The organism is Natronobiforma cellulositropha, from assembly GCF_025629245.1.
GTDB classification, from domain to species: domain Archaea; phylum Halobacteriota; class Halobacteria; order Halobacteriales; family Natrialbaceae; genus Natronobiforma; species Natronobiforma cellulositropha.
Window position 1 is genome coordinate 55,540 of the sequence record NZ_JANZXN010000017.1, and the last position, 23,501, is coordinate 79,040.

Annotated in this window: 24 protein-coding genes and 1 tRNA gene; 13 read left to right on the plus strand and 12 right to left on the minus strand. The window is 67.2% G+C overall.

The genetic code is table 11. The annotated features are described in order from the left end of the window. The first annotated feature begins 38 nt into the window (after nt 1-38). The 8 genes from ilvN (at nt 39) to N0B15_RS08765 (ending at nt 6,725) form a co-directional block, all read left to right on the plus strand. The gene (gene ilvN / locus N0B15_RS08730) at nt 39-707 is read left to right on the plus strand and encodes an acetolactate synthase small subunit (RefSeq protein WP_263019308.1); all 669 of its coding nucleotides are present in this window, start codon (nt 39-41) and stop codon (nt 705-707) included. Next, the gene (gene ilvC / locus N0B15_RS08735; protein ID WP_263019309.1) at nt 700-1,743 is read left to right on the plus strand and encodes a ketol-acid reductoisomerase; all 1,044 of its coding nucleotides are present in this window, start codon (nt 700-702) and stop codon (nt 1,741-1,743) included. Before ilvN ends, ilvC begins: the two co-directional genes overlap by 8 nt. Before the next feature lie 10 nt (nt 1,744-1,753). Beyond that, nucleotides 1,754-1,999: a DUF7989 family protein gene (locus N0B15_RS08740; protein WP_263019310.1), complete on the plus strand. Its 246-nt coding sequence runs from the start codon at nt 1,754-1,756 to the stop codon at nt 1,997-1,999. After that, the gene (leuC, locus tag N0B15_RS08745; RefSeq protein ID WP_263019311.1) at nt 1,996-3,417 is read left to right on the plus strand and encodes a 3-isopropylmalate dehydratase large subunit; all 1,422 of its coding nucleotides are present in this window, start codon (nt 1,996-1,998) and stop codon (nt 3,415-3,417) included. Before N0B15_RS08740 ends, leuC begins: the two co-directional genes overlap by 4 nt. Next, on the plus strand, nt 3,414-4,037 hold the full coding sequence (gene leuD / locus N0B15_RS08750) for a 3-isopropylmalate dehydratase small subunit (protein WP_263019312.1): 624 nt from the start codon (nt 3,414-3,416) through the stop codon (nt 4,035-4,037). Before leuC ends, leuD begins: the two co-directional genes overlap by 4 nt. Nucleotides 4,038-4,118: 81 nt before the next feature. Next, complete coding sequence (gene leuB / locus N0B15_RS08755; RefSeq protein ID WP_263019313.1) at nt 4,119-5,102, plus strand: 3-isopropylmalate dehydrogenase; 984 nt, start codon at nt 4,119-4,121, stop codon at nt 5,100-5,102. Between the two features lie 49 nt (nt 5,103-5,151). Further along, nucleotides 5,152-5,613, plus strand: a complete 462-nt coding sequence (locus tag N0B15_RS08760; RefSeq protein ID WP_263019314.1) for a hypothetical protein — start codon at nt 5,152-5,154, stop codon at nt 5,611-5,613. 83 nt (nt 5,614-5,696) lie between these two features. Further along, the gene (locus tag N0B15_RS08765; RefSeq protein WP_425494224.1) at nt 5,697-6,725 is read left to right on the plus strand and encodes an NAD(P)-dependent alcohol dehydrogenase; all 1,029 of its coding nucleotides are present in this window, start codon (nt 5,697-5,699) and stop codon (nt 6,723-6,725) included. On the opposite strand, the gene dph5 is transcribed toward N0B15_RS08765, so the two are convergent. Then, nucleotides 6,726-7,541, minus strand: a complete 816-nt coding sequence (dph5, locus tag N0B15_RS08770) for a diphthine synthase (protein ID WP_263019316.1) — start codon at nt 7,539-7,541, stop codon at nt 6,726-6,728. Between the two features lie 85 nt (nt 7,542-7,626). On the opposite strand from dph5, the gene N0B15_RS08775 reads away from it, so the two are divergent. Next, complete coding sequence (locus tag N0B15_RS08775) at nt 7,627-8,622, plus strand: class I SAM-dependent methyltransferase (protein WP_263019317.1); 996 nt, start codon at nt 7,627-7,629, stop codon at nt 8,620-8,622. Nucleotides 8,623-8,697: 75 nt separating this feature from the next. Continuing rightward, nucleotides 8,698-8,770, plus strand: a tRNA-Thr gene (locus N0B15_RS08780). 124 nt (nt 8,771-8,894) lie between these two features. Here the strand turns inward: N0B15_RS08780 and N0B15_RS08785 are convergent. The 4 genes from N0B15_RS08785 to N0B15_RS08800 form a co-directional block, all read right to left on the minus strand. Next, entirely contained in the window at nt 8,895-10,037 is a 1,143-nt protein-coding gene (locus N0B15_RS08785; RefSeq protein ID WP_263019318.1) for an ABC transporter ATP-binding protein, read from the minus strand. Between the two features lie 10 nt (nt 10,038-10,047). Next, the gene (locus N0B15_RS08790) at nt 10,048-10,959 is read right to left on the minus strand and encodes a carbohydrate ABC transporter permease (protein ID WP_263019319.1); all 912 of its coding nucleotides are present in this window, start codon (nt 10,957-10,959) and stop codon (nt 10,048-10,050) included. 66 nt (nt 10,960-11,025) lie between these two features. Further along, entirely contained in the window at nt 11,026-12,033 is a 1,008-nt protein-coding gene (locus N0B15_RS08795; protein WP_263019320.1) for a carbohydrate ABC transporter permease, read from the minus strand. A 14-nt stretch (nt 12,034-12,047) separates the two neighbouring features. Further along, nucleotides 12,048-13,340, minus strand: a complete 1,293-nt coding sequence (locus N0B15_RS08800) for an ABC transporter substrate-binding protein (protein ID WP_263019321.1) — start codon at nt 13,338-13,340, stop codon at nt 12,048-12,050. Between the two features lie 112 nt (nt 13,341-13,452). Here N0B15_RS08800 and N0B15_RS08805 point away from each other — a divergent pair, with 112 nt between their 5' ends. Continuing rightward, nucleotides 13,453-14,094: a DUF4013 domain-containing protein gene (locus N0B15_RS08805; protein ID WP_263019322.1), complete on the plus strand. Its 642-nt coding sequence runs from the start codon at nt 13,453-13,455 to the stop codon at nt 14,092-14,094. 2 nt (nt 14,095-14,096) lie between these two features. Here N0B15_RS08805 and N0B15_RS08810 read toward each other — a convergent pair whose 3' ends face one another. From N0B15_RS08810 to N0B15_RS08820, 3 genes are read right to left on the minus strand one after another with little or no spacing between them, the layout of a single operon-like run. Beyond that, entirely contained in the window at nt 14,097-14,801 is a 705-nt protein-coding gene (locus N0B15_RS08810) for an energy-coupling factor transporter transmembrane component T family protein (RefSeq protein WP_263019323.1), read from the minus strand. A gap of 4 nt (nt 14,802-14,805) precedes the next feature. After that, nucleotides 14,806-15,543, minus strand: a complete 738-nt coding sequence (locus tag N0B15_RS08815) for an energy-coupling factor ABC transporter ATP-binding protein (RefSeq protein ID WP_263019324.1) — start codon at nt 15,541-15,543, stop codon at nt 14,806-14,808. Between the two features lie 37 nt (nt 15,544-15,580). Beyond that, nucleotides 15,581-16,162 carry a biotin transporter BioY gene (locus tag N0B15_RS08820; protein ID WP_263019325.1) on the minus strand — a complete coding sequence of 194 codons (582 nt, stop codon included), beginning with the start codon at nt 16,160-16,162 and terminating at the stop codon, nt 15,581-15,583. 433 nt (nt 16,163-16,595) lie between these two features. Here N0B15_RS08820 and N0B15_RS08825 point away from each other — a divergent pair, with 433 nt between their 5' ends. Continuing rightward, nucleotides 16,596-20,273 (plus strand): DUF7282 domain-containing protein, encoded by a 3,678-nt coding sequence (locus N0B15_RS08825; RefSeq protein ID WP_263019326.1) that lies wholly within the window; start codon nt 16,596-16,598, stop codon nt 20,271-20,273. Between the two features lie 81 nt (nt 20,274-20,354). On the opposite strand, the gene N0B15_RS08830 is transcribed toward N0B15_RS08825, so the two are convergent. The 4 genes from N0B15_RS08830 to N0B15_RS08845 all read right to left on the minus strand — a co-directional run bounded on the left by N0B15_RS08830 (nt 20,355) and on the right by N0B15_RS08845 (nt 22,484). Beyond that, the gene (locus N0B15_RS08830; protein ID WP_263019327.1) at nt 20,355-20,642 is read right to left on the minus strand and encodes a DUF7545 family protein; all 288 of its coding nucleotides are present in this window, start codon (nt 20,640-20,642) and stop codon (nt 20,355-20,357) included. Nucleotides 20,643-20,741: 99 nt separating this feature from the next. Beyond that, a complete protein-coding gene (locus N0B15_RS08835) occupies nt 20,742-21,191 on the minus strand; it encodes a DUF5799 family protein (RefSeq protein WP_263019328.1) in 450 nt (149 codons plus the stop codon). Between the two features lie 116 nt (nt 21,192-21,307). Then, nucleotides 21,308-21,703 (minus strand): OsmC family protein, encoded by a 396-nt coding sequence (locus tag N0B15_RS08840; protein WP_263019329.1) that lies wholly within the window; start codon nt 21,701-21,703, stop codon nt 21,308-21,310. Between the two features lie 52 nt (nt 21,704-21,755). Next, entirely contained in the window at nt 21,756-22,484 is a 729-nt protein-coding gene (locus N0B15_RS08845) for a metal-dependent hydrolase (protein WP_263019330.1), read from the minus strand. A 139-nt stretch (nt 22,485-22,623) separates the two neighbouring features. Between N0B15_RS08845 and N0B15_RS08850 the strand changes: the two genes are divergently transcribed. Beyond that, nucleotides 22,624-22,887 (plus strand): hypothetical protein, encoded by a 264-nt coding sequence (locus tag N0B15_RS08850; RefSeq protein ID WP_263019331.1) that lies wholly within the window; start codon nt 22,624-22,626, stop codon nt 22,885-22,887. The last annotated feature ends 614 nt before the right edge of the window (nt 22,888-23,501 follow it).

Genomic DNA, 23,501 nt, shown 5'->3' on the forward strand with positions numbered 1-23,501 from the left:
GACACTACTCACGACGGAACGCGAACGGGGTGGGACGCATGACCGGCGGACTCGAGGGCCCACCACCGGAAGAACGGCCCCGTCCGGCCGGACGGCGCAACTCCCAGGGAATCCGCATCGACCCCGAGGTCGAGGCCGAACCCGACACCCGGCGGACGGTGATCTCGGCGCTCGTGAAACACGAACCCGGCGTCCTCGCCGACGTCTCGGGGCTGTTCTCGAGACGCCAGTTCAACATCGAGAGCCTCACCGTCGGACCGACCGAAGACGACGAGCGCGCGCGGATCACGCTCGTCATCGAAGAGCCCGAACCCGGCATCGAGCAGGCGAAAAAACAGCTGCGAAAGCTCGTGCCCGTCATCTCGGTGCGCGAACTCGAGCCGGACGCGATGCGCCGGGAACTCATGTTGATCAAGGTCAACGCGACCCGGCCCGACCGCGTCGCCGCCGTCGCCGAGATGTACGGCGGCCAGACCGTCGATGCGACGCCGGAGACGGCGACGGTGCAGATCACCGGCAGCCGTCAGAAGATCGAGGCGGCCATCGAGACGTTCAGCCAGTTCGGGATCCGCGAGATTTCGCGGACCGGGACGACGGCGCTCGCCCGCGGTGTCGAAGACACCGCCGCACGGGAACGGCCGACCCCGACGTACGCCGAAGACGGAACACCTACTTCCCCTCAGACGACACCATCAGACGATGACTGACGAATTCACCACGCAGATCTACTACGAAGACGACGTAGACGAATCGTATCTCGAAGACACCACCGTCGCCGTCCTCGGCTACGGCAGTCAGGGCCACGCTCACGCGCTCAACATGAAAGAGAGCGGCGTCGACGTGCTCGTCGGGTTGCGCGAGGACTCCTCCTCGCGCGAGGCCGCCGAAGCCGAAGGACTCGAGGTCGGCACGCCCGCGGAAGTCGCCGCGAAGGCGCAGCTCATCTCCGTGCTCGTGCCCGACACGATCCAGGCTGCGGTCTACGACGAGATCGAACCGCACCTCGAAGACGGCGACACCCTCCAGTTCGCCCACGGGCTGAACATCCACTACAACCAGATCCAGCCGCCAGCGCACGTCGACGTGACGATGGTCGCGCCGAAGTCGCCGGGGCACCTCGTGCGGCGCAACTACGAGAACGGCGAGGGGACCCCTGGACTGCTCGCGGTCTACCAGGATACCACCGGCGAGGCAACCCAGCGCGCACTCGCTTACGCGAAGGCGATCGGCTGTGCCCGCGCGGGCGTCCTCGAGACGACCTTCCAGGAGGAAGTCGAGACGGATCTGTTCGGCGAGCAGGTCGTCCTCTGTGGCGGTGTGACCTCGCTGGTCAAGCAGGGCTACGAGACGCTCGTCGACGCGGGTTACAGCCCCGAGGCAGCCTACTTCGAGTGTATGAACGAGTTGAAGCTCATCGTCGACCTGATGTACGAGGGTGGGCTGATGGAGATGTGGAACTCCGTGAGCGACACCGCCGAGTACGGCGGTCTCACCCGCGGCGACCGCGTGGTCGACGAACACGCCCGCGAGAACATGGAGGAGATCCTCGAGGAGATCCAGAACGGCGACTTCGCCCGCGAGTGGATCCTCGAGAACCAGGCCGGACGGCCGGGCTACACCCAGATCCGTCAGGCCGAACAGGACCACGAGATCGAGGAGGTCGGCGAACGACTGCGCAGTCTCTTCTCGTGGTCGGAGGAGGCGACCGAAGACGACGCCGCGGAAGTGCCTGCGGACGACTGAGAGAGCGACAATGACAGACGACAGACAGACGATGAAAGACGTCAGCCACACCAATCCCTACACGGGTGAGAGCGCGGGACACCTGTTCTCGCGTGGCCCCGTCGTGGCGGCCGACGGTGGCCACGAGGAGGCTGACGGGACGAGACAGACCGAACAGACCATGAAAGACGTCAGCCACACGCCGCCGTACGGCTCGAGCGAGGCGAACCGTGTCTTCGAGCGCGGCGGACGCGAACACGGACGAGGCGACGAATGAGCGAGGGAACCCTCTACGACGAGGTGTGGGACCGCCACAAGGTCACCACGCTCCCGACGGGCCAGGACCAGCTGTTCATCGGCCTCCACCTCATCCACGAGGTGACGAGTCCGCAGGCGTTCGGCATGCTCAGAGAGCGCGACCTGCAGGTCGCCTACCCCGAGCTGACGCACGCGACGGTCGACCACATCGTGCCGACGGCCGACCAGTCCCGTCCCTACAGTGACGACGCGGCCGAGGAGATGATGGCCGAACTCGAGGCGAACGTCCGTGAGGCGGGCATCGACTTCTCGGACCCGGCCAGCGGCGATCAGGGGATCGTCCACGTCGTCGGTCCCGAGCAGGGACTGACCCAGCCCGGGAAGACGATCGTCTGCGGTGACAGCCACACCTCCACACACGGTGCATTCGGCGCGCTCGCCTTCGGGATCGGCACCAGCCAGATCCGCGACGTGCTCGCAACCGGGACGGTCGCGATGGAGAAACAGCAGGTCCGCAAGATCGAAGTGACGGGCGAACTCGGTGAGGGCGTCGAAGCGAAGGACGTCATCTTAGAGATTATTCGCCAGCTCGGGACCGAAGGCGGCGTCGGCTACGTCTACGAGTACGCCGGCGAGGCCATCGAGAACCTCAGCATGGAAGGGCGGATGTCCATCTGTAACATGTCGATCGAAGGCGGCGCTCGAGCGGGCTACGTCAACCCCGACGAGACCACCTACGAGTGGCTCGAAGCGACCGACTACTTCCAGGCGAACCCCGAGCGGTTCGAGGAACTGAAACCCTACTGGGAGTCGATCCGAAGCGACGAGACGGCCACGTACGACGACGTCGTCACGATCGACGGCTCGTCGCTCGAGCCGGTCGTCACCTGGGGGACGACCCCAGCACAGGGCGTCGGCATCAGCGAGCCGATTCCGAGCCCGGACGACCTGCCCGCCGACAAGCAAGAGACTGCCCGGCGCGCCCAGGAGCACATGCGTGTCGAACCCGGCGAGACCATGGAGGGCTACGAGATCGACGTCGCCTTCCTGGGTTCGTGTACGAACGCCCGCCTGCCCGACCTCCGTCGGGCGGCCGCCATCGTCGAAGGCCGCGAGGTCCACCCCGACGTTCGCGCGATGGTCGTCCCCGGCAGCCAGCGCGTCCAGCGCGCAGCCGAGGACGAGGGCCTGAAAGCGATCTTCGAGGACGCCGGCTTCGAGTGGCGAAACGCCGGCTGTTCGATGTGTCTGGGCATGAACGAAGACCAACTCGAGGGCGACGAGGCGTGTGCCTCCTCCTCGAACCGGAACTTCATCGGCCGCCAGGGCAGCAAGGACGGGCGGACGATCCTGATGAACCCGCAGATGGTCGCGGCGGCGGCGCTCGAGGGGAGCGTCACTGACGTGCGCGACCTGAAGGAGGTGACGACGGTATGACGACCGACGAGATTCCCGCCGTCGAGTCCGTCTCCGGGACGGGCGTCCCCATCCGAGGCAACGACATCGACACCGACCAGATCATCCCGGCGCGCTTCATGAAGGTGGTCACCTTCGACGGGCTGGGCGAGTTCGCCTTCTTCGATCTGCGCTTCGACGAGAACGACGACCCGAAGGCGCATCCGTTCAACGACGAGCGCTTCCAGGGCGCGTCGGTGCTGGCGGTCAACGCCAACTTCGGCTGTGGCTCCTCGCGCGAACACGCTCCCCAGGCGCTGCTGCGCTGGGGGATCGACGCGATCATCGGTGAGTCCTTCGCGGAGATCTTCGCGGGTAACTGTCTCGCACTCGGCATTCCGACGGTGACCGCCGACAGCGAGACCGTCGAGACCATCCAGGAGTGGGTCGAGGCGAACCCCGACGACGAGATCGACGTCGACGTCGCCGCCGAGACGGTCACCTACGGCGGGACGACCGCCGACGTCACCGTCGACGACGCCCAGCGAAAGGCGCTCGTCGACGGCGTCTGGGACACCACCGCGCTGATGAAGGCCAACGCGGGCGAAGTGCAGAAGACCGCGGCGTCGCTGCCCTACGTCGAAGACGGCGAGCGCGCCTGACCGCACGCTCGCACTTCGGCCGGTTCTCGAGCGGCCACACACATCGACACGCTCTTTTCACCGCCGCGTCGAACTCTCTCCATGACAGCAGAGATCACCGTCATCCCCGGTGACGGCATCGGTCAGGAAGTGACGCCAGCCGCGGTAGCCGTCCTCGAGGCGCTCGACATCGACTTCGTCTTCCACGAGGCGGACGCGGGCGACCACGTACACGCCGAGACGGGCGAGGCGCTGCCCGACGAGACCTACGAGCTGGCGGCCTCGACGGACGCGACGCTGTTCGGCGCGGCGGGCGAGACGGCGGCGGACGTGATTCTCCCGCTCCGGGAGGCGGTGGACTCGTTCGTCAACGTCCGGCCCGCGACGGCCTACCCCGGCGTCGACGCCTTACGCCCCGAGACGGACCTCGTCTTCTTACGCGAGAACACCGAGGGCGTCTACTCGGGCCACGAGGACCGACTGAGCGAGGACCTCTCGACGCTGACGCGCGTCGTGACGACCTCCGCCTCGGAACGGCTGGCCGAGTTCGCCTGCGACTTCGTCGAAGACGGCGACTACGACGGCTTCCACGTCGCTCACAAGGCGAACGTGATGCGCGAGACCGACGGCCGCTTCCGCGATGCCGTCCTCGCCGTCGCCGACGAGCGCGGCGTCGAGACCGAAGAGGTGCTGATGGACGCCTTCGCCACCCACGTCTGTCTCGACCCGACGCAGTTCGACGTCGTCGTCTGTCCGAACCTCGCCGGTGACGTGCTCTCCGACCTCGCGGCGGGTCTAGTCGGCGGCCTGGGCATGCTCCCGAGTGCGAACCTGGGTCCCGAGCGCGGCCTGTTCGAACCCGTCCACGGCTCCGCCCCCGACATCGCTGGCCAGGGCATCGCGAACCCCGCGGCGACGATCATCTCCGCGGCCATGCTCCTCGAGTACCTCGGCCACGACGCCGAGGGCGAGGCGGTGCGTGCGGCCGTCGAGGGCGTCCTCGAAGATGGGCCACGGACCCCCGACCTCGGCGGCGACGCGTCGACCGACGACGTGACCGAGGCGATCCTCGAGCGACTGGACTGATCTCCGTCCGACCACCACATATTTATTCCTTCTCTATCAAGTTGTTGCCATGAGCGACAGACCCGCCGCCGTCGAACTCACGAGCGCGTTCGGCTTTGGCGTCCTCGTTCCGGCTGGCTCGTTGTTCCTGCTGCGGTGGGCACCAGCGCTCGCGCCGGCTAGTGACGCCCTCTCGGTCGTCCTCCCGCTCGCGTGGCTCCTGCTGGTCGCGGCCGGGACGGCCCTCCTCGGCGTCGGACTCGACCTCGAGACGGGGGCGCTGGTGGGCGGCTCGCTTCCGGGGACGCTGGTCGGCTTCTGGCTGTTCGCCGTCCTCGTCGGCTGGAGTTTCGTCATGTTCGCGCCCGCGGCGTTCGCGCTGTTGGCCGTCGTACTCGGTGCGTGGGCCGCCTACGAGCGAACCCGTCGCCACCGACCCGTGGACGAACCGCCGTACGGCACCTGGCGACACGTCTTCGGTGCGCTCGCACTCGTTGCGCTCGCGATACCGTTCTTGCTAATTTTCGCCTGACACGTGGCCTGTGATCACCAGCCAGCCCTGCCTCGAGAGTCGCGTTTTTCCCGACACCGCACGAAGGCGTGTCTATGACTGACATGCGCGCGGCGGTACTCACCGAACCCGGCGAGTTCGCCCTCGAAGAGCGGCCGCGGCCGGAACCCGGTCCCACCGAGGTGCTCGTCGCGCTCGAGCGCGTCGGCATCTGTGGCTCTGACGTCCACTACTACGACCACGGCCGGATCGGCGACTACGTCGTCGAGGACCCGCTGGTCCTCGGCCACGAGAGCGCGGGTGTCGTCGCCGACTGCGGCGAGGCGGTGACGGACCTCGAACCCGGCGACCGCGTCACGCTCGAGCCAGGCATCCCCTGTCGCCGGTGTGAACACTGCTCGAGTGGCCACTACAACCGCTGTCCCGAGGTGACGTTCATGGCGACGCCGCCGCACGACGGTGCGTTCGTCGAGTACCTCACCTGGCCCGCCGATTTCGTCTACCGGCTTCCCGACTCGGTCTCGCTGGCCGAGGGCGCACTCTGTGAACCGCTGTCGGTCTGTCTCCACGTCTGTGAGCGCGCCGGCGTCGGCGTCGGCGACTCGGTGCTCGTCACCGGCGCCGGTCCCATCGGCCTGCTCGCGATGGCCGTCGCGCGCGTCCGCGGTGCGACCGAGGTCTACGTTGCCGACGTCCTCGCGGCGAAACTCGAGCGCGCGCTCGAGCGAGGGGCAGACGGCGTGGTGAACGTCGCCGACGACGACCTCGAGACGGCCGTCGACGCCTGGACCGACGGCCGGGGCGTCGACGTGGTGATCGAAGCGTCGGGTGCGCCGTCGGCGATCCAGGGTTCGCTGGGGGCGGTCCGAACCGGCGGCACCGTCGCCTTCGTCGGTCTCGCCCCCGAGGCGGAGATTCCCCTCGACGTGCTCGAGATCGTCACCCGCGAACTCGACGTCGTCGGGACGATGCGCTTCGCGAACACCTACCAGACGGCCGTCTCGCTGCTCGCCGACGGCCGCGTCGACGTGGCCGGACTGATCGACTTCGAAGCGCCGCTCGCGGAGGTGACGGCGGCGTTCGAACGCTCGAAACGCGAGGCGGTCGTCAAGGGGATGCTCACGGTCGGCTGATCAGGCGATCTCGAGGGTCTCACGGTCTGCGCCGGCGAGTTCGACCAGCGCGTCGGCCTCGAGTAGGTGGAGGTGGCCGGGAATCACGAGGAGGTGCAGCGGGTCGCCGAACTCGCGGGTGGCGAGGTCCGCCAATCGGCCCGCCTCGACGAGCGGGTCGGGACTCCCGGCGCGGGCGACGACGACGCCCGTCAGGTCGGGATACTCCTCGGCGAGCAGGCTCGCACCGACGTCGGCGGTCATGTACTCGTCGCCCTCGGGTTCGGGACTGTCCGCCCGGCGGTTCTCGGTCTCGTCGCCGACCTTGATGTCCAGGTAGACGACCGTGTGGAGGTCACGCGCGCGGTTCTCGTCGATCGTTTCGGTGACGCTCGAGGGCAGGCCGTCTGCGCCGTGAGCGTAGGGAAACGGCAGGGTCGTCGCCTTCCCGAAGCGGTAGTTCTGTAAGCCGGTGAGCGAACTGGTGGCCGTCTGGGCGGTCACGCCGTGGATCACCCGCGTCTCGATGCCCCGCTCGTGGGCGCGCAGGCGTAAGTCGACGTGGGTGGTCGAGATCATCGTATCACCCGCGGTGAGGAAGACCACGTCGTCGGTCTCTGCGGCCGCCAGGATGTCCTCGGGGTCGCGTTCGACGCCCGCGCGCTCGCGGACCTCGATCTCGATCCCGTGTGCGCGCTCGAGGTCTGCGACGGTCGCGCCGAGCAGTCGGCTGGTGTAGAACTCGGCGAAGGCGCGGTCGGCCGCCCGGAGCGCGTCCTGGCCCTCGAGCGTGATCGAGCGCTCGTCGTAGAGTCCGAGACCGATGAACGTGAGCATGGTCGCCGTAGACGCGGCCGCCGGTAGAAGCTTTCGAGTTGGCCCAAAGCGTCAGCGTTAGGACCCGTCGGCGGCGACTCGAGGTATGGAGCAGGTCCCCTGCGTTCGCGTTCGCCCGACCGACGGCGAGACGACCCGCCGGGCGCTGGCCGAGGCGAACCTCCTCGCTGACGGCTACGAGATCACCGTCGAGGACGGCTGGCTCTACGTGCCAGTGGCCGACCCCGAGGCGGCGCTCGAGGCGCTCTCGGGGGCCGAAGTCGTCGACTACGCCGCCCCGGTCCGCGAGACGCTGACGCGCCCGGCGGACCTCCTCGGGTACGAACCCTCCTACGAGCGCATCGGCGAGGTCGCGCTCCTCGACGAGGACGACCCCGAGCGAGCGATGACGATCGCGCGGGCCATCGTCGACTCGGACCTGCCGCTCGAGACCGTCCTCGACAAGGCGTCGGCGATTTCGGGTGAGACCCGCGTGCGCGAGTGGACCGTTCTGGCCGGTGAGGGCACCGAGGTCCTCCACCGCGAGTACGGCTGTACGTTCGCGCTCGATCTGGCCGAGGTGTACTTCTCGCCGCGACTCGCCACCGAGCGCCACCGGGTCGCCGAGCAGGTGGCCGCGGGCGAACGCGCCTTCGACATGTTCGCGGGTGTGGGCCCGTTCGTCATCCCGTTCGCGAAACGCGGCGCGGCGTGTGTCGGCTGTGACGTAAACGAGCGCGCCATCGAGTACCTCCGCGAGAACGCCCGGCGAAACGACGTCACAGATCGGGTGACGGCCATCTGTGCCGACGTTCGCGAGGTGGCCCCCGAGTACGAACACTGGGCCGACCGCCTCGTGATGAACCTGCCTCACAGCGCCGACGAGTTCCTCGAGTCGGCCGTCACGCTCGCCGGCGAGCGGTGTACGCTCCACTACTACGACATCCAGCACGAGGACGACCCCTTCGGTCCCGGCGAGCGCGCGATTCGTGTCGCGGCCGAACCCGACTACGAGGTGTCGGTCACCGAGCGGCGCGTAGTCCGATCCTACGCCCCCCACGAGCTAAACGTCTGTCTCGACGTCTCACTCGAGCGTTCGTGACCGGCCTGTCACCGCCGCACACGCCGGGTGCGATTCGCAATCCTTATGGCCGGTTTCGAACCTATATCAAGTAGCGCCGGTGTAGCTCAGCTGGCAGAGCGAATCCTTCGTAAGGATTAGGTCGAGGGTTCAAATCCCTCCACCGGCTTGTCTTCTGCGACGAACGGACGTGAGGAGCGAAGCGAGCCGTGGAGGGATTTGAATCAGGGAGCAGCTCCGCTGCGACCGTGGTTCAAATCCCGTGCCTCTCTTCTCGAGATGTCCCGCCTGTTTCAGCCCTGCGGCCCGAGCAGCGCCGTCTCGTCTTCGATTTCCCGGTTGTGCAGCGCCTCGCCGGTGGCTCGAGCGAACAGGTGGATCGCCGACTCGGGAATCCGCGCGAGGGAGCGCCCGCCGGGTTCGACGTGGCGCATGCCGTCGACGGTGACGGTGAGCGTCGTCTCGCCGTCGACGAGTTCGACCAGGAGGTTGTTGCCGTCGCCCATCGGTTCGACGACCTCGATTGAGACGGGGACCTCGTGGTGGCCGGGGGTCTCGCCCTCGCGTATCTCGATGTCTTCGGGGCGGACGCCGAGGGTGAGGTCGGTGTGGCCCTGGAGGTTCTCGCGGGTCGCCGCCGAGAGGGGGTAGGTGAGACCGCCGCCGACGAGGTGGCCGTCCTCGAGCGTTACGTCGACGAAGTTCATCGAAGGCTCGCCGATGAAGCCCGCGACGAAGCGGTTCGTCGGGCGGTGGTAACACTCGAGCGGGGTGGCGACCTGCTGGAGGCGGCCGCCGTCTAAGATGGCGATGCGGTCGCCCATCGTCATCGCCTCGGTCTGGTCGTGGGTGACGTAGACGGTGGTGACGCCGAGGTCGGCCTGGAGGCGCTGGAGTTCCATGCGCATCCCCGAGCGGAGTTTGGCGTCGAGGTTCGAGAGCGGTTCGTCCATCAGGAAGACGTCGGGGTCGCGGACGATGGCTCGCCCGAGGGCGACGCGCTGTTGCTGGCCGCCGGAGAGTTCCCGGGGTTTGCGCTCGAGGAGGTCGTCGATCTCGAGGAGGGTGGCGGTCTCCTCGACCGTCTCGTTCATCGCGGCTTTCGAGCGGTCGGTCGACTCCTCGAGTCCGAAGCGCATGTTCTGCCGGACGGTCATGTGCGGGTAGAGCGCGTAGTTCTGGAACACCATCGCGATGTTCCGGTGCTGGGCAGGCTGGTCGTTGACGACGGTGTCGCCGATGGCGATCGTTCCCTCGGTGATCGTCTCGAGACCGGCGATCATCCGGAGCGTGGTGGATTTGCCACAGCCGGAGGGACCGACGAGGACGAGGAACTCGCCGTCTTCGATCTCTATCGAGACGTCGTCGACCGCGACGATCTCGTCGTCGCCGTCTGCGAAGCGTTTCGTCAGGTGTTCGAGTGTGAGTGGTGCCATGTGTGTTCTCTCAGGATGCGCCGGTGATGCCCTTGGCGAACTGTCTGCCGAAGACGACGTAGACGACGATGGTGGGTAAGGCAGCGATGAACGCGCCCGCCATCTGGATGTTGTACTCCTGGACCATCGAGCCCTGGAGGACGTTCAGCGACTGGGTGACGACGTAGTTCGACCGGCTGGTGACGAGGACGAGCGCGAACAGCAGGTCGTTCCAGACCTGGGTGAACTGGTAGATGAGCGCGACGGCGAACATCGGCGCGGAGAGCGGGAGGACGATCCGCCGGTAGATAGTGAACGGACTCGCGCCGTCGAGTTTCGCCGCTTCGATCATCGCGTCGTCCATCGCCAGATAGTACGAGCGAAAGAGGATCGTACAGATGGGGACGCCGTAGGCGGTGTGGGTGATCGTCAGCTCGATCAGGTCCGCACGGTTCGCCAGAAACGGCGCGAACGAGAGCAACCCCGCGACGTCGACGGCCGACCAGAACTGGCGGAGCGGAACGAGTACCGACTGGTAGGGGAGGAACACACCCGCCAGGAAGAGGACGAGGATGGCCACCTGGCCGCGCCAGGAGAGCTTCGTGAGTCCGTAGGCGGCGAGGCTCCCGAGCGTCGCCGAGAGCACCGTCGCCGGGAGGACGAAGGTGACGCTGTTGAGCAGGCCACCCTGCATCGTCGCGAACGCGAGCTCCCACGGCTCGAGCGTGAACCCCTCCGGCATCGGTGGTGCGAGCGGACTCGTCCGGACGAACGCCGACTGGGTCTTGAACGCGGTCGTCAGCCCGCTCCACAGCGGCGAGAGGTAGAAGGCGATCAGGCCACACAGGATGGCGTAGAGGGAGATGCGTTCGAGGTCGACACCGTCGAGTCGCGTGTCTGCTCGCGTGGGGTCCGTCGTCGGTTTCACTGTGTCGTCGCTCATCGCTGGCGCACCTCGTCGGTCTCTCTGGGCTGGTGTCTCCCGTCTCGTTCGAGCGTGGCAGTCATCTCAGAGGGCACCCCGTCGGTACTGGACGTAGAGGTAGGGGGCGACGATGGCGAGGGCCATCACGAAGAGGACGGTCGCGACGGCCGCACCGTAGGCCCACTGGGCGCGGGAGAAGGCGACGCGGAACATCATCACGGCGAGGATGTCTGCCGAGCGCCCGGGGTTGTCCCCGAACATGACGAAGATGAAGTCGAACGCCTTGAGCGCGAACACCATGAGGACGACGACGGCCGACACCGTCGCGGCGCTGAGCTGGGGGATAATGACGCGCCAGTACATCCGGAGCGTGCTCGCGCCGTCGACTTTCGCCGCCTCGTAGTGTTCGTCGGGAATCGCACGCAGACCGGCGAGGTAGACGACCATCGCGTAGCCGCTGAACTGCCAGGTGAGCGCGAAGATGATCGCCCACAGGCGTGTGCGTGGATTGCCGATCCAGTCGCTCGCGAGTACGTCGAGACCGATCCCTCGCAAGACCACGTTGATCGTCCCGGTCGTCGGGTTGTACATCCACGACCAGAAGATGGCGGTGACGACGAACGAGAGCGCCATCGGCAGGAGGTAGATGGTCCTGAAGGTGTTCTCGAAGCGGATGTCCCGGTCGACGAGGATGGCGAGGACGAGACCGATGGCGAGTGAGACGCCGGTGAACGCGACGAGTAAGATCACCGTGTTTCGAAACGCCGCGCGAAAGGAGCGGTCGCCCGGCAGTTCACGGTACATCTCGAGTGAGAGGCTCGTGTACTCCGGTTGGCCGAGACCGCTCCAGTCGGTCAACGAGATGAGCAGGTTCCAGCCGACGGCGCCGTAGACGAACCAGCCCATGAGGAGCGCGGGCGGCAGCCAGAACGGAATCGCCTGGACCGCGTCGCTGTACCAGAGCTTCGAAACCGGGCTCACGGGTGCCTTCGCGCTTCCTTCGTCGAGGCCGCCGTCGGTGCGTGCCTGCTGCTCCGGTGGCCGTCGCTGGCGACGGAGGCGGGCGAGCGCCGCGGCGATGTCTGGTCCCATCGAGTGTGTCCCGATCAGAAGATGTCGATCAGTTCCTGGGTCGTCTCGTCGGGGTCCCAGTTGTCGGTGAAGACGGCGAAGGTCTCTTCGACTTCGCTCGACTGCTCCGGGTTCAGGCCACTGCCGTGGGCGATCGAGACCGTCTGTTCGCTCGAGGCTTCGAAGTCGTCCATCTGGTCCTGCGAGAAGTCGGGGAACTCGTCGGTCGGGACGTCAGTCCGCGGCGGGATCGATCCCTTGAGTGGGTTGAACCGTTCCTGGGCGTCGACCGAGGTGCAGTAGGTGAGAAACGCCTCGGTCGCGTCGGGGGTGGGGTTGTTCGAGGGCATGACGAACGAGTCCATCACCATGGTGTAGACGTCGTCGGTGCCGGGGAAGGCGATGTAGTCCCAGTCCTCGCCGTACTCGAAGTCGTCGCCCTCGGCCTGGTACTGGCCGGCGGCCCAGTCGCCGTTGTGGTGGAAGGCCGCGTCGCCGGTGATGACGTCGGCGTTGGCCTCGTCCCAGCCGACCGAGCCAGCGTCCTCGTTGAAGTACTCGCTGTACTCCTCGACGAGGGTGAGCGACTCGTGAATCTCGTCTTCGAGGTCGGCGGTCTCTCCCGCGAGGAACGACTCGAAGGCGTCGACGCCGTGTTGGCCCGTGAAGACGACCTCCCAGAGCTGGAGGACGCCCCATGGCTCCTGGGTCTGCTGGGCGAGTCCGGTGTAGCCCGCGTCGTCGGCCGCGGCGAACGCGTCGAGGAGGTCTTCGGGTGAGTCGATGTCGTCGACGTCGATGCCCGCGTCGTCGACGGCCTCGACGTTGTAGAAGACGTTGTTCAGCCGGTGGATGTTGATCGGCACCGAGACGACCTCGCCCTCGGGGCTGGCGGCATCGAGCACCGACTCGAGGTAGGCGTCCTCGGCGTCCTCGTCGTAGACGTGGCTCACGTCCTCGAGCGCGTCGGCGTCGGTGTAGGGCCTGAGTGCCTCGCCGGGCCAGATCTGGAACGTACTCGGTGGGTCCTGGTCGATGACGCGCGTCTGGATCGCGGCGTCGATCGCTGCGCCTGCGCCACCGGGTTCGGGATTGTTTTCGATCTCGATCTCCGGGTGTTCCTCGCCGAACCCATCTAACAGCGCCGTCAGCGCCTCCTCTTCGCCACCGGCGGTCCACCAGTGGACGATCTCGAGGTCGCCGTCGCCGCCCGCACCGTCGTCGTCATCGCCGTCTTCGTCGTCGGTACAGCCGGCGAGCGCGAGCGACCCGAGCGTCGCAGTCGTGAGTACGTATCGGCGGCGTGTGAGGGTCCGTGTATCGACCATGCTATTACCCTTGGAAACTTTCGTTGAAATATATGTCGATACGGCGAAACAATTCTCCGATTATGGACAATGATTTTGATATGTGGGACGGGGCCACATCTGACCGCTGAGTATGTTCGAGGCGCTCCGATATCCGGCCCGTGGCCGTACGGGCGAGAAGGCGGTGCTGGCGGCCTGGCTCTGCGTCTTCCTCCACGCGATTGCCCTCCCCGTACTCGCGCTGGTCCCGCTGGTCGGCTACCTGGCGTCGGTGCTCGTCGCGGGTGGCGAACGCACCCCGCCGCCGGTCTTCGAGCGCTCGCTCCTCGCTCGCAGCCTCGGCGCAGCGGTGCTCACCGTCGCCTACGCCGCCGGGCCGGTGGCCATCGTGCTCGTCACGGTACGGTTGCTGCTCGAGACGGCACGCGAACCGACCGGCGCGGACGTCTTCGTCGTCTTCGCCGGTTCGACGGCCGTCCTCGCTACGCTCGCCGTCGCGGCGTATCTGCTCCCCATCGCTCTCGCGAACTACGCCACGGCGGGGTCGCTTCGAGCCGGGTTCTCGACGCTCTCGCCCGTCGCGACCCACGCCGGATACTTCGTGGGCTGGTGTTCGGGGCTCGTCCTCGCGCTCGTCGGGGTAACCCTCTCGAGTGGCTTGCTCGGTGCCTCGAGCGCGCTCACCGTCGTCGGGGCGTTCGTCGGCGGCTACACGGCGCTCGTCGCCACGCGCCGGGTCGCTCGCGGCTACGCACTCGCGAGCGAGCGCCGGTGAGTTCAGACGGCTGCCGACGCCACGAGCACTACCGCGAGCGCGAGTACCGGCGCGTCGAGGCGCGTGAAGGCGAGGTGTGGCAGCGTCGGGTTCCAGGAGAAACAGCGTGCCTGCAGCGCCAGCGAGAGCCGATCCGCCCGCTCGAACGCCCGCGAGAGACCGAGGAGACCGATGGTGCCCGCGCGCTCGAGCGCACTGCGTTCGTCGCCGAGTCGGGCGGCCATCGCCTCGCGAATCGTCCGCAGGTCGGCCGTGATCACGGGGAGGAACCGGAAGACGAGGGCGACGCCGGTGGCGAGCAGGCGGCCGGCCCTCCCGGGTACGGTCCGCTGAATCGCGGCTCTGGAGTCACGAACCGGCGTCGAGCGGACGTAGGCGGCACTGACGAGCAAGATCAGGAGGACGCGGTAGCTCGCGAACGCGGGGTCGACCGCGGCCGCTGGCTCGACCCAGGGGGCACCGAGGGTGAGCGCCGCGAGCAGCGGTCCCACTGCGAGGACGACGATGGGGATCCGGTAGGCGTACAGCGTCCGTCCGAGCGCCACGCGAGCGCTCACGAGAACGACGGCGGTGAGGGCGGTGAGCGCGACGAGTGCGGACGGCGTCGTGTGTGCGAGCGCGGTGAACGCGAACCCGAACTGGAAGGCGAGTTTCGAGCGCGGATCGAGGCAGTGGGCGAGCGTCTCGTCGGGTTCGTAGACCACCATCGACTCAGCGCTCGTCTCCGCGAGCGCGGCCCGTCTCTACGCCGTCGGGAACGCGAACACCGAGACCCTCGAGTTCGGCCAGCGCCCGCGCCGGCGCGTCGTCGACGACGACTCGTCCCTCGCTCATCGCGACGACGCGGTCGGCGAGCGCGGCGAGGTCGCGCACGTCGTGGGTCGCGACGATCACTCCAGTCCCGGCGTTCGAGAGCGACTCGAGGTGGCCGAGCACCGACCGTCTGGCGGGGTCGTCGAGACCGGTGAACGGTTCGTCGAGGACGAGGTGGGTCGGTCCCATCGCCAGCGCGCCGGCGATGGCCACGCGCGACTGCTCACCGCCCGAGAGCGCGTCGATCCGTTCGTCCGCCCGGCCGGCCAGGTTGACCGCACGGAGTGCGTCCGTCACCCGGCGGTCGATCTCCGCTCTCGAGAGACCGAGGTTCTCGGGACCGAAGGCGACGTCCGCGCCGACGGTCGCGGCGACGAACTGATCGCGCGGGTGTTGAAAGACCATGGCGACGCTCGAGCGGGCGGCGACGAGGTCGGTCTCGACGGGTGTGCCGTCGACGAGGACGGTTCCGTCCGTCGGCGTCAGGAGACCGTTGCAGTGGCGAAGGAGCGTCGTTTTCCCGCTGCCGTTGGCTCCCACGAGGACGAGGAACTCACCGTCTGGAATCTCGAGGGAGATCGACCGGAGTGCGGGGACCTCCTCGAAGGCGTAGGTAACGTCGCGAAATTCGATCATGGTGGCTGGTCGGCTGGTCGGTGGGGGTGACGGCTGCTCACGTCGGATCGATCACGCCTGCGCGGACGATGGCGACCGCGGCGGCCATCTTGAGCAGGTCGGCCGGAACGAACGGAATCGCCATGACGAAGGCGGCTTCGACGAGACCGATGCCGATCAGCCACGCGTAGTAGGCGGTTCCGGCGGCGTACATGAGTACCATCGCGCACGTGAGGGCGACGGCGATGACCGGGAGGGAGACCTCGCCGGGGTCTCGCAATCCGTGGGTGCCGTGGACGAAGAGTCCGACGAGGACGACGGCGAGCGGGAACGACCAGAGGAAGCCGCCGGTCTCGGCGAACAGGTAGCCGACGCCGGCGTTCCCGTGCGAGAAGATCGGTGCCCCCGCCGCACCGGCGGTGAGGTACAGCACCATCGAGAAGCCGCCCCAGTAGGGACCCAGGTAGAGCCCCACGAGGAAGACGACGAGTATCTGCAGGGTCACCGGTGCAGGCGAGAGCGGGTACGGAATCGCCACCAGCGCCGTCGCCCCCATCAGTGCTGCCAGAATCGCCGCACGCGCGAACGGACGAACCACGCTCGCGCCGACGAGGTCGACCGACTGCCCCTCTGTTTCCATACCGCTCGTCTCTCGTAAACCGAAATGAACTATTCGGTTTACGGTCTCCGCTCCGACGGGCGGCTTCGTCCGGTGTTCGAGTCCCCCTGATCGGCTCTCCCAGACCGGCCCTGGCTGACCCCCGATTCTGCGTGCCAACACCGGACTTCCTGTCAGCTCTCGTGTCGATCTGCGGTCCCGTGGGTGGCCGAATCTGTACGCCGCGCTCGCGTCCGACCGCCGTCTCAGCACCAGTCTCGAGTCACCGGCCGGAGCCTGTGGTCTCGCTAAGCGGTGATTGTCTCGCGTTTCTAACTGAAACGACCGGCGTCGCTTATGCGCCGACTCGCATCGACACGCGTTGACATATGTCGCTGGTTAGCAAACGGTGTCGCACGCGGTGGAAGCGAGCGGAGAGGACGCGAGGGAGCCACTCTGTGGGGCGAGTGCGGCCATGAACACACGACGCGGGTTCGGCGTCGCGCTCACCGTGGCCGTCGCCGTCGCGGTCGCCTCGAGTATCGTCGTCCTTCCGTTGCTCGGCGGCGCTGGAGCCGGCGGGCCGAGCGGTGTCGAAGCCGGTGACGACGAACGCCCCGAGTCGACTGCCGGGACGCCGGCCGCCGCGTCGACGGCGGCGAACGGGTTCACCCAGGTTCCGCTCGAGCCGCTGGCGTCGCTCGGCACCGTCGAGGCGGACTCGACGGCTCACGACGCCGGCGCTGGCTCGCTCACCGCGACGCAGACCGACGGCGTAGAGGCGGGTGTCGAGGAGGGAATCGCGCTCGTCCAGGCACAGGGCGTCGAGGTGAGCCAGGAACAGCGCGCTGCCGTACTCGAGGCGGCCGAGGCAGGCGTCGCCCAGCACCAGGAGGCCGACGTCGAACAGGTGCAGGCGGCGGTCCAGGGGTCGGTCCACGGCGCGCTCGTCGCTCACCAGGCAGTGAACGTCTCGCAGACGCAGGCCGTCGTCGTCGGGGCGACCGACGGCGCGCTCTCACAGTACCAGCAGGCGAACGCGACCCAGCTCCAGAGCGGCGCGTGGGGGGCGGCCCACGGGGCGGTCGCTCAGACCCAAAAGCAGGAGGTGACCGTCGAACAGCTTCAGGTCGCGACGCGCGGTGGCGCAGCGGGCAGTGTCTACGAGGCGGGTGAGAAGGACGTCGCCAACGTTGGCAAGACCCAGGAGGCCGCACAGGGTGCCGTCTACGGCGTCCTCGAGCAGTACCAGAAACTCACCGTCGAGCAGCGCCAGCGCGTCACGCTCGAGCACGTCCAGCACGCGGCGGCGGGCGGGGCGGCGGGTGCGCTCGAGGGAGTCGTCCTCGAAGGGGAACAGATCGTCGAGGTCGAGGCGTACCAGCGGGTGTCGATCAAGGGCGTTCAGAAAGCCGCGATGGGCGGGGCGGGCGGTGCGCTCGTCCAGACGCAGACGGTCACCGTCGAGCAGACGCAGGCGGCCGCACGCGGCGGAGCGAAGGGACCGCTCGAGGGGCTGGGCCGTCTCGAGCTGGCGCAGCTCCAGCGGGTGTCGGTCACGCAGATTCAGGAGGCCTCCTTCGGTGCGGCGACGGGGGCGATCACGCAGAGCCAGGAGGCGTCGGTCGAACAGATTCAGGCGGCAGCGGTTGGTGCTGGCGGTGGGGTGCTCGTCCAGTACCAGCAGGTGACGGTCAGCCAGACGCAGTCGGCGGCGCTGGGTGCGGCGAAGGGCGCGGTCACGGCGGCGGTCCAGCACCAGGTCGTCGAGGTTACGCAGGTCCAGGCCGCGGCCTTCGGCGCTGGACACGGTACCGTCGTCCAGATGCAGGTCGTCACCGTCGTCCAGGTGCAGGCGCTCGCCGAGGGCGCGGCCGGTGGCGCACTCGTCGCCCACCAGGAGGCGACGGTCGAACAGATCCAGTACGCCGCCAGCGGGGCGTCTCTGGCGACGGCGAAGGCGGTCCAGTACCAGCGCGTGAGCGTCACGCAACTGCAGGTACTCGCTCAGTCGACGGCTGAAGACACGACCGCGCACGCGGTCGCGGAGGCGCTCGAAGAGCCTGCCGAGATCGAGACCTACGCCGACGCAGACGCCCGCGAGAAGGCCGACGAGGTCGACGAACGCGAGGGTGAGGCGTCGCTGACGTTCGACGAGCAGGTCTCGGCGGGTGAGACCGTCGTCGTCGAGTCGGCCACCCTCTCGGCGGGTGGGTTCGTCGCCATCTACGAGGGTGTCTTCGCCAGTGACCCTGTCGAGAGCGTCCGCGGCGTCTCGGCGCACCTCGAGCCAGGCGACCACGAGTCGGTCGAGATCGACCTCGACGAACCGCTCGAGGAGAACGCGACGCTGGTCGCGGTGGCCCACCACGACACGACCGGCGACGAGTCGTTCCAGTACGTCGAGCAAGACGGCGCGGAAGACGAGCCGTACGTTGGCGAGGGTGGCTCGCCGATTACGGCCAGCGCGCTGGTGGCCGTCGAGGATGACCCCGACGACCTCGAGGACCCCGAGCCAGCGCCCGCCGAGGCGACGCTCGCCGTGGACGACCAGACCGGCGACGGCACCACGCTCACCGTCGACGAGGCGACCGCGTCGGTCGGGTACACCCTCGTCGCCGAGTACGACGGCGAGCGTGTCGAGAGCGAGGGGCACGAGGCGAACGAGTCGCTCGAGAATTACACCCTCGACCTCGAGCCACCCATCGAAGAGCGTACGACGGTCGAGGTCTCGCTCGAGGCGGCCGACGACGAACTCGGTGACGACACCGACCTCGACACCGAGACGGGTGCCGACGAGACCGACGGGGTGCTCGCGAACGAGTCGATCGAGTACGATCTCGAGGCGGTGGCCGTCGACCCCGAACTCGAGTACCTGAACTGTACCGCCGTGGAGGTGACGGGTGACGTTTCGCAGGTCCGCTACACCCAGGCGTTCTACGACCCAGAAGGGACCGGCGAGGTCGTGTCGGTGCCGGAGATTCCCTGGGAGGAGTTCGCCGACGGCGAGAACGCGACGCTCCTCCGGATCGGTCCCGAGACCGACGCCGTCGAGCGCGACGACGGCACGCGCGTCGTCCAGCTCGAGGACGTGGGCGTCTTCGGTGAGACCGACGGTGGCGCGCAGTCGGTGCTGACCGCCGTCGAACTCGAAGCCGAGGACGGAAGTCTCGGCGAGCCGGTGGCCAACCCCGACGCCGAGGCGTGTCTCGAGGATGTCCGACCCGAGCGGCCCGAACTCTCCGTCGAGGCGGCGCTCGAGCGCGAGGACGGCGACGGCATCGACGTCACCTTCGGCTACGAGAACCCGAACGAGGCTGCACTGGTGGTCCCGAGCGAGTTCGTCGAGGGGACCGTCGCCGACGGGATCGAGCCGCCGACGACGCTCGAGCCCGGCGAGGGGACGTTCACGGTCCAGTGGATTCCCGAGAGCGAGGACGAACGGCTCGTCTGGGTGGTCGGCCTGGAGGCACACGGCTACGACGAGCCAGCCGTCGCCGAGACGGACCTCGCTGGCGAGATCGCCCCGCTCGCAGCGCCAGCGGAGTTCGTCATCGGTGATCTCGAGACGAACGCTCCGGTCGAGGCGGGCGAGACGCTCGAGGTGACGGCCACCGTCGAGAACGTCGGCGAGGAAGACGGCACCCAGGCGCTTACGCTCTCACTCGGTGACACGGTCGTCGACACCGACTCGCTCACACTCGATCCCGGTGAGAGCAACGTCGTCTCGCTCTCCTATCAGACGGGCGAGGCTGACGCGGGTGAGTACACGGCGACGGTCTCGAGTGCGAACGACAGCGCGTCGGTGACGGTTTCGATCACCGAGCCCGAGATTCCCGACGAGCTTCCAGGTGACGATCCTGTGCCAGAAGAAGAGCCTGGTGAGCCTGGAGAAGTGCCAGAAGAAGAGCCTGGTGAGCCTGGAGAAGAGGATCCCGGCGTGCCTGAAAATGCCCCCGGCGAGAACGAGGCGGGCGAGCCGGATGCGCCAGCGGACGGCGGACCGGACGACCCGGCGGATGGAGAATCCGACGCACCCGGAGGTGGACCCGACGAGCCAGCCGACCCCGCTCCGGACGAGTCACCTGCTGGCGAATCCGACGACCCACTCCCTGCACTCGGTGCGGTAGACGCTCCGCTCGCGAGTGTCTGAGCGGTTCTCATCCCTCTCTCGAGCCTCTGCTCGGTTCGTCGCGGTTCTCTACGCTCGAGTACGTGTGCGGTGGAGTCGCCGTCAGTGGTGGTGGCCGGTCGCCTCGGCGAAGCTGACGCCGAAGCGCGCTTCGAACAGGGCCATCGCTTCGCTCTCTGCGGCTTCGATCTCGTCGTCGACGCCGTCGCCGTGGTGGACGAGGTGGTGGGCGCGACTCGCGAACGAGAGGAGCACGATGTCGCCGACGGTCTCTGCCGGTCCCTGGTCGCCTTCGGCGAGCAGTTCGACGAGCGTCGCAGGAATCGTGACGTCGTCGCTGTCGGCTCCGGAGTCGATGGTGAACGTGATCGTCTCGATATCGTCTGCCATACCCTCCTCTGGGTGGGGACACCTAAAGGTGCTGTGGCTCTCGTTCCTTGCGTACGCTGGCCGCACGCCCCGCCTGTGACGGATTTGCCACTTCGCCCCTCACTCCTCGGCGACGAATCGACAGATTTCTTCGAAGCGACCGTTCGCCTCGAGCGTCGACTGGAGTTCGCGTGCGTACTCGGCGGTGAGTTCCTCGGCGGCCTCGCGTTCTGCCTCGTAGCCCGCCTCGCCGCCGAAGCCGAGCGTGCGTTTGAGCGAGTCGAGCAGACCGCCGCCGCTCGAGCCGCCACCGCTCGTCTCTGCGCCCATCGCCCCTAGCTGTGAGCGGACGTTCTCGAGTTCGGGGAGGACGTGTCTGACCTTCTCGGTGTTCGCGACGATGCGTGCCTGCTCGGGGTCGTCGGGGTTCTCGAGTTCGAACTCGGTGGCCGTCATGATCAGGCTCCACTCCTGGCTCGAAAAGCGCGAGGCGGCGATCCGGGCGGTGAAGTCCCGGTCGGTCGCCATCCGCTCGCCGACGATTCGGTCGGTCCACGAGTCGCTGCTCATACACGGTATTCGGGACGCGCGGTATCAGCGTTTGCCATCGCCGCGGCTCCGTTGGGTCGTCTCCGCTGTCGCTCGAAACGCGCTCGCTGTCGCCGAGTTCCGGCGGCGACTCGCCTCTAGAACGCGCCGCCCTGGAAACTCGTCTCGGCGTGGAGGCTGTCTTTCAGCGCGTCGTGGACCTTACACAGTTCGAAGGCGCGCTCGATCACCTTCTCGCCGGTCTCCTCGTCGACCTCGCTCTCGACGCTGATGTCGAAGCTGACCGACTCGAGTTTGTCGTCGTCGTTCAGTTCGCCGGTGACGTCGATTTCGATCCGGCCGAGGTCGTCGGCACCGCGCTGCTGGCCGCCGACGCGGAGGGCGGGGACGTAACACGAGCCGTAGGCCGCGAGCAGCGCCTCGAGCGTGTCCGGGGCCTCCTCGCCGGTGGCGTCGACGTCGACCTCGAACTCGCGGACCTCGTTCGTCGCACTGAATCCTTCCTCGGAGATGGTGGTGACTGCTTTCGCCATACAGTCTGGACCTCAACGAGGAAGAGTGTAAACGTTGGTCTTCGTGGCCGTCTCACGGACCGAGGTCGAACGGCTCGTCCGCCTCGAGTACGTGGACCTCGGCGTCACTGCCGGCGTCGTCGACCAGCTGTGCGAATTCCTCGGGATCCTGTTCGATGGGTGGGAAGGTGTCGTAGTGCATCGGGAAGGCGTAGTCGACGTCGAGCCAGTCGGTGGCGATGGCGGCCTGCCACGGTCCCATGGTGAAGTGATCGCCGATCGGGAGGGCAGCGGCGTCGGGTTTGAGGAAGGAGGCGACGACGTCGATCATCTCGCTCATCAGACCCGTATCACCGGCGTGGTAGAAGGTCGTCGCGTCCTCGGTCTCTCCGCGCATCGGCTCCGTATCGGAGATGACGAACCCGCCGGGCATCCCGGCGTCGACGTCGTAGGCGGTCATGATGCCGTTCGTGTGGTCGGCGCGGTGCATCGTCACGAAGGCGTCGCCACACTCGACGGTGCCGCCGATGTTCATGCCCATCCCGCCGACGGCGTCCTCGAAGCCGAACTCCTCCTGACAGTAGGAGACGAGTTCGGGCGTCGCGACCAGCGTCGCCTCCGAGAACGCCCCCGCGTCGGCGATGTGGTCGGCGTGTCCGTGCGTGAGCAACACGTAGTCGGGTGTGTCGAGGTCTGCGGCCTCGAGATCCGTCTTCGGGTTGTCGAAGAAGGGGTCGATCAGCAGGTCGGTGTCGCCGACGGTGACGTGCCAGGTCGAGTGACCGTGCCAGGTGAGTTGCATGATCCACTCCCGTCTACGGCTGTTCGGTACTAAAAACGTGCAACTTCGATCCGGGTCGCTCGAGCGCAGCCCGCTCTCTCACCTGCGCCACCCGCTCTCGAGCCGTGGCCCTTTATACTCGCTTCCCGAACCGTCGGCCATGCTGACGCTCGACATCGATCAGTTCATGCTCGAACTCAAAGACGGTGCGTTCAAGAACGTCGGCCCGGCGACGAAGTCGGCGACGGTCAAGCTCTTCGACGTAGAGGCGGCGGAGACCCGCGAGTTCGGCGATAAGCGCGTCAAACTCGTCTTCGAAGACGACGACGGCAACGAGGTGCAGGTCGCGCTGTTTCCTGAGGACGTTCGGAAGCTCGTCCGCGACGTGGAGGCGCTCGAGGACGACTCGCCCGTGTTCGAATAGCACGTGGCCGAAACAACAGGTATTATCTCAAGCGAAGTAGGGCGCTAAAACCTCGCGCTTCAGCGCGGGGATACAGCGCCCGAACGTAGTTTTAAGAGGTTCCACAGCGTACTAAATGCTAACCGAGGCGGTCTATCCGCCCTATCCCAATGAGACAATATCGGGATTCGCCCTTTCGTCATGGAAGGCACCCCTTCCAAGAGACGAACAGGGTGCAGGAAGCACAAGATAACCCTGAATCCCCGTCTTCTCGACGGTGGATAGGGGTAACGGTAGCGTGGCACTGCCAGCATTCCCTCGGGGATGTTAAACCGTAAATCTCCCAAACCAGCAAGCCTCAGCTTGTGGGAAGCCCCGCCGTTTACGGCGGGGAGGATGTCACACAGCCAGCTCGAGTACTACCTACAATGAACTGGGAGGCAGAGCGAGAGATGGCGCGTGACGTCGAGGAGAACGAGGACTTCTACGACGCGTTGGCTGATGACGCTGACTCGGAGTAATCTCCGTTTCGGACTCCCCAGATCTGTCGTCGAAGCTCTGTCTGCGATTCGTTGTATATGTTGTCGTAGTGGCTGTCTCCTAAGAGGAACGCTGTGTTCCGTACTTTGAAGTTC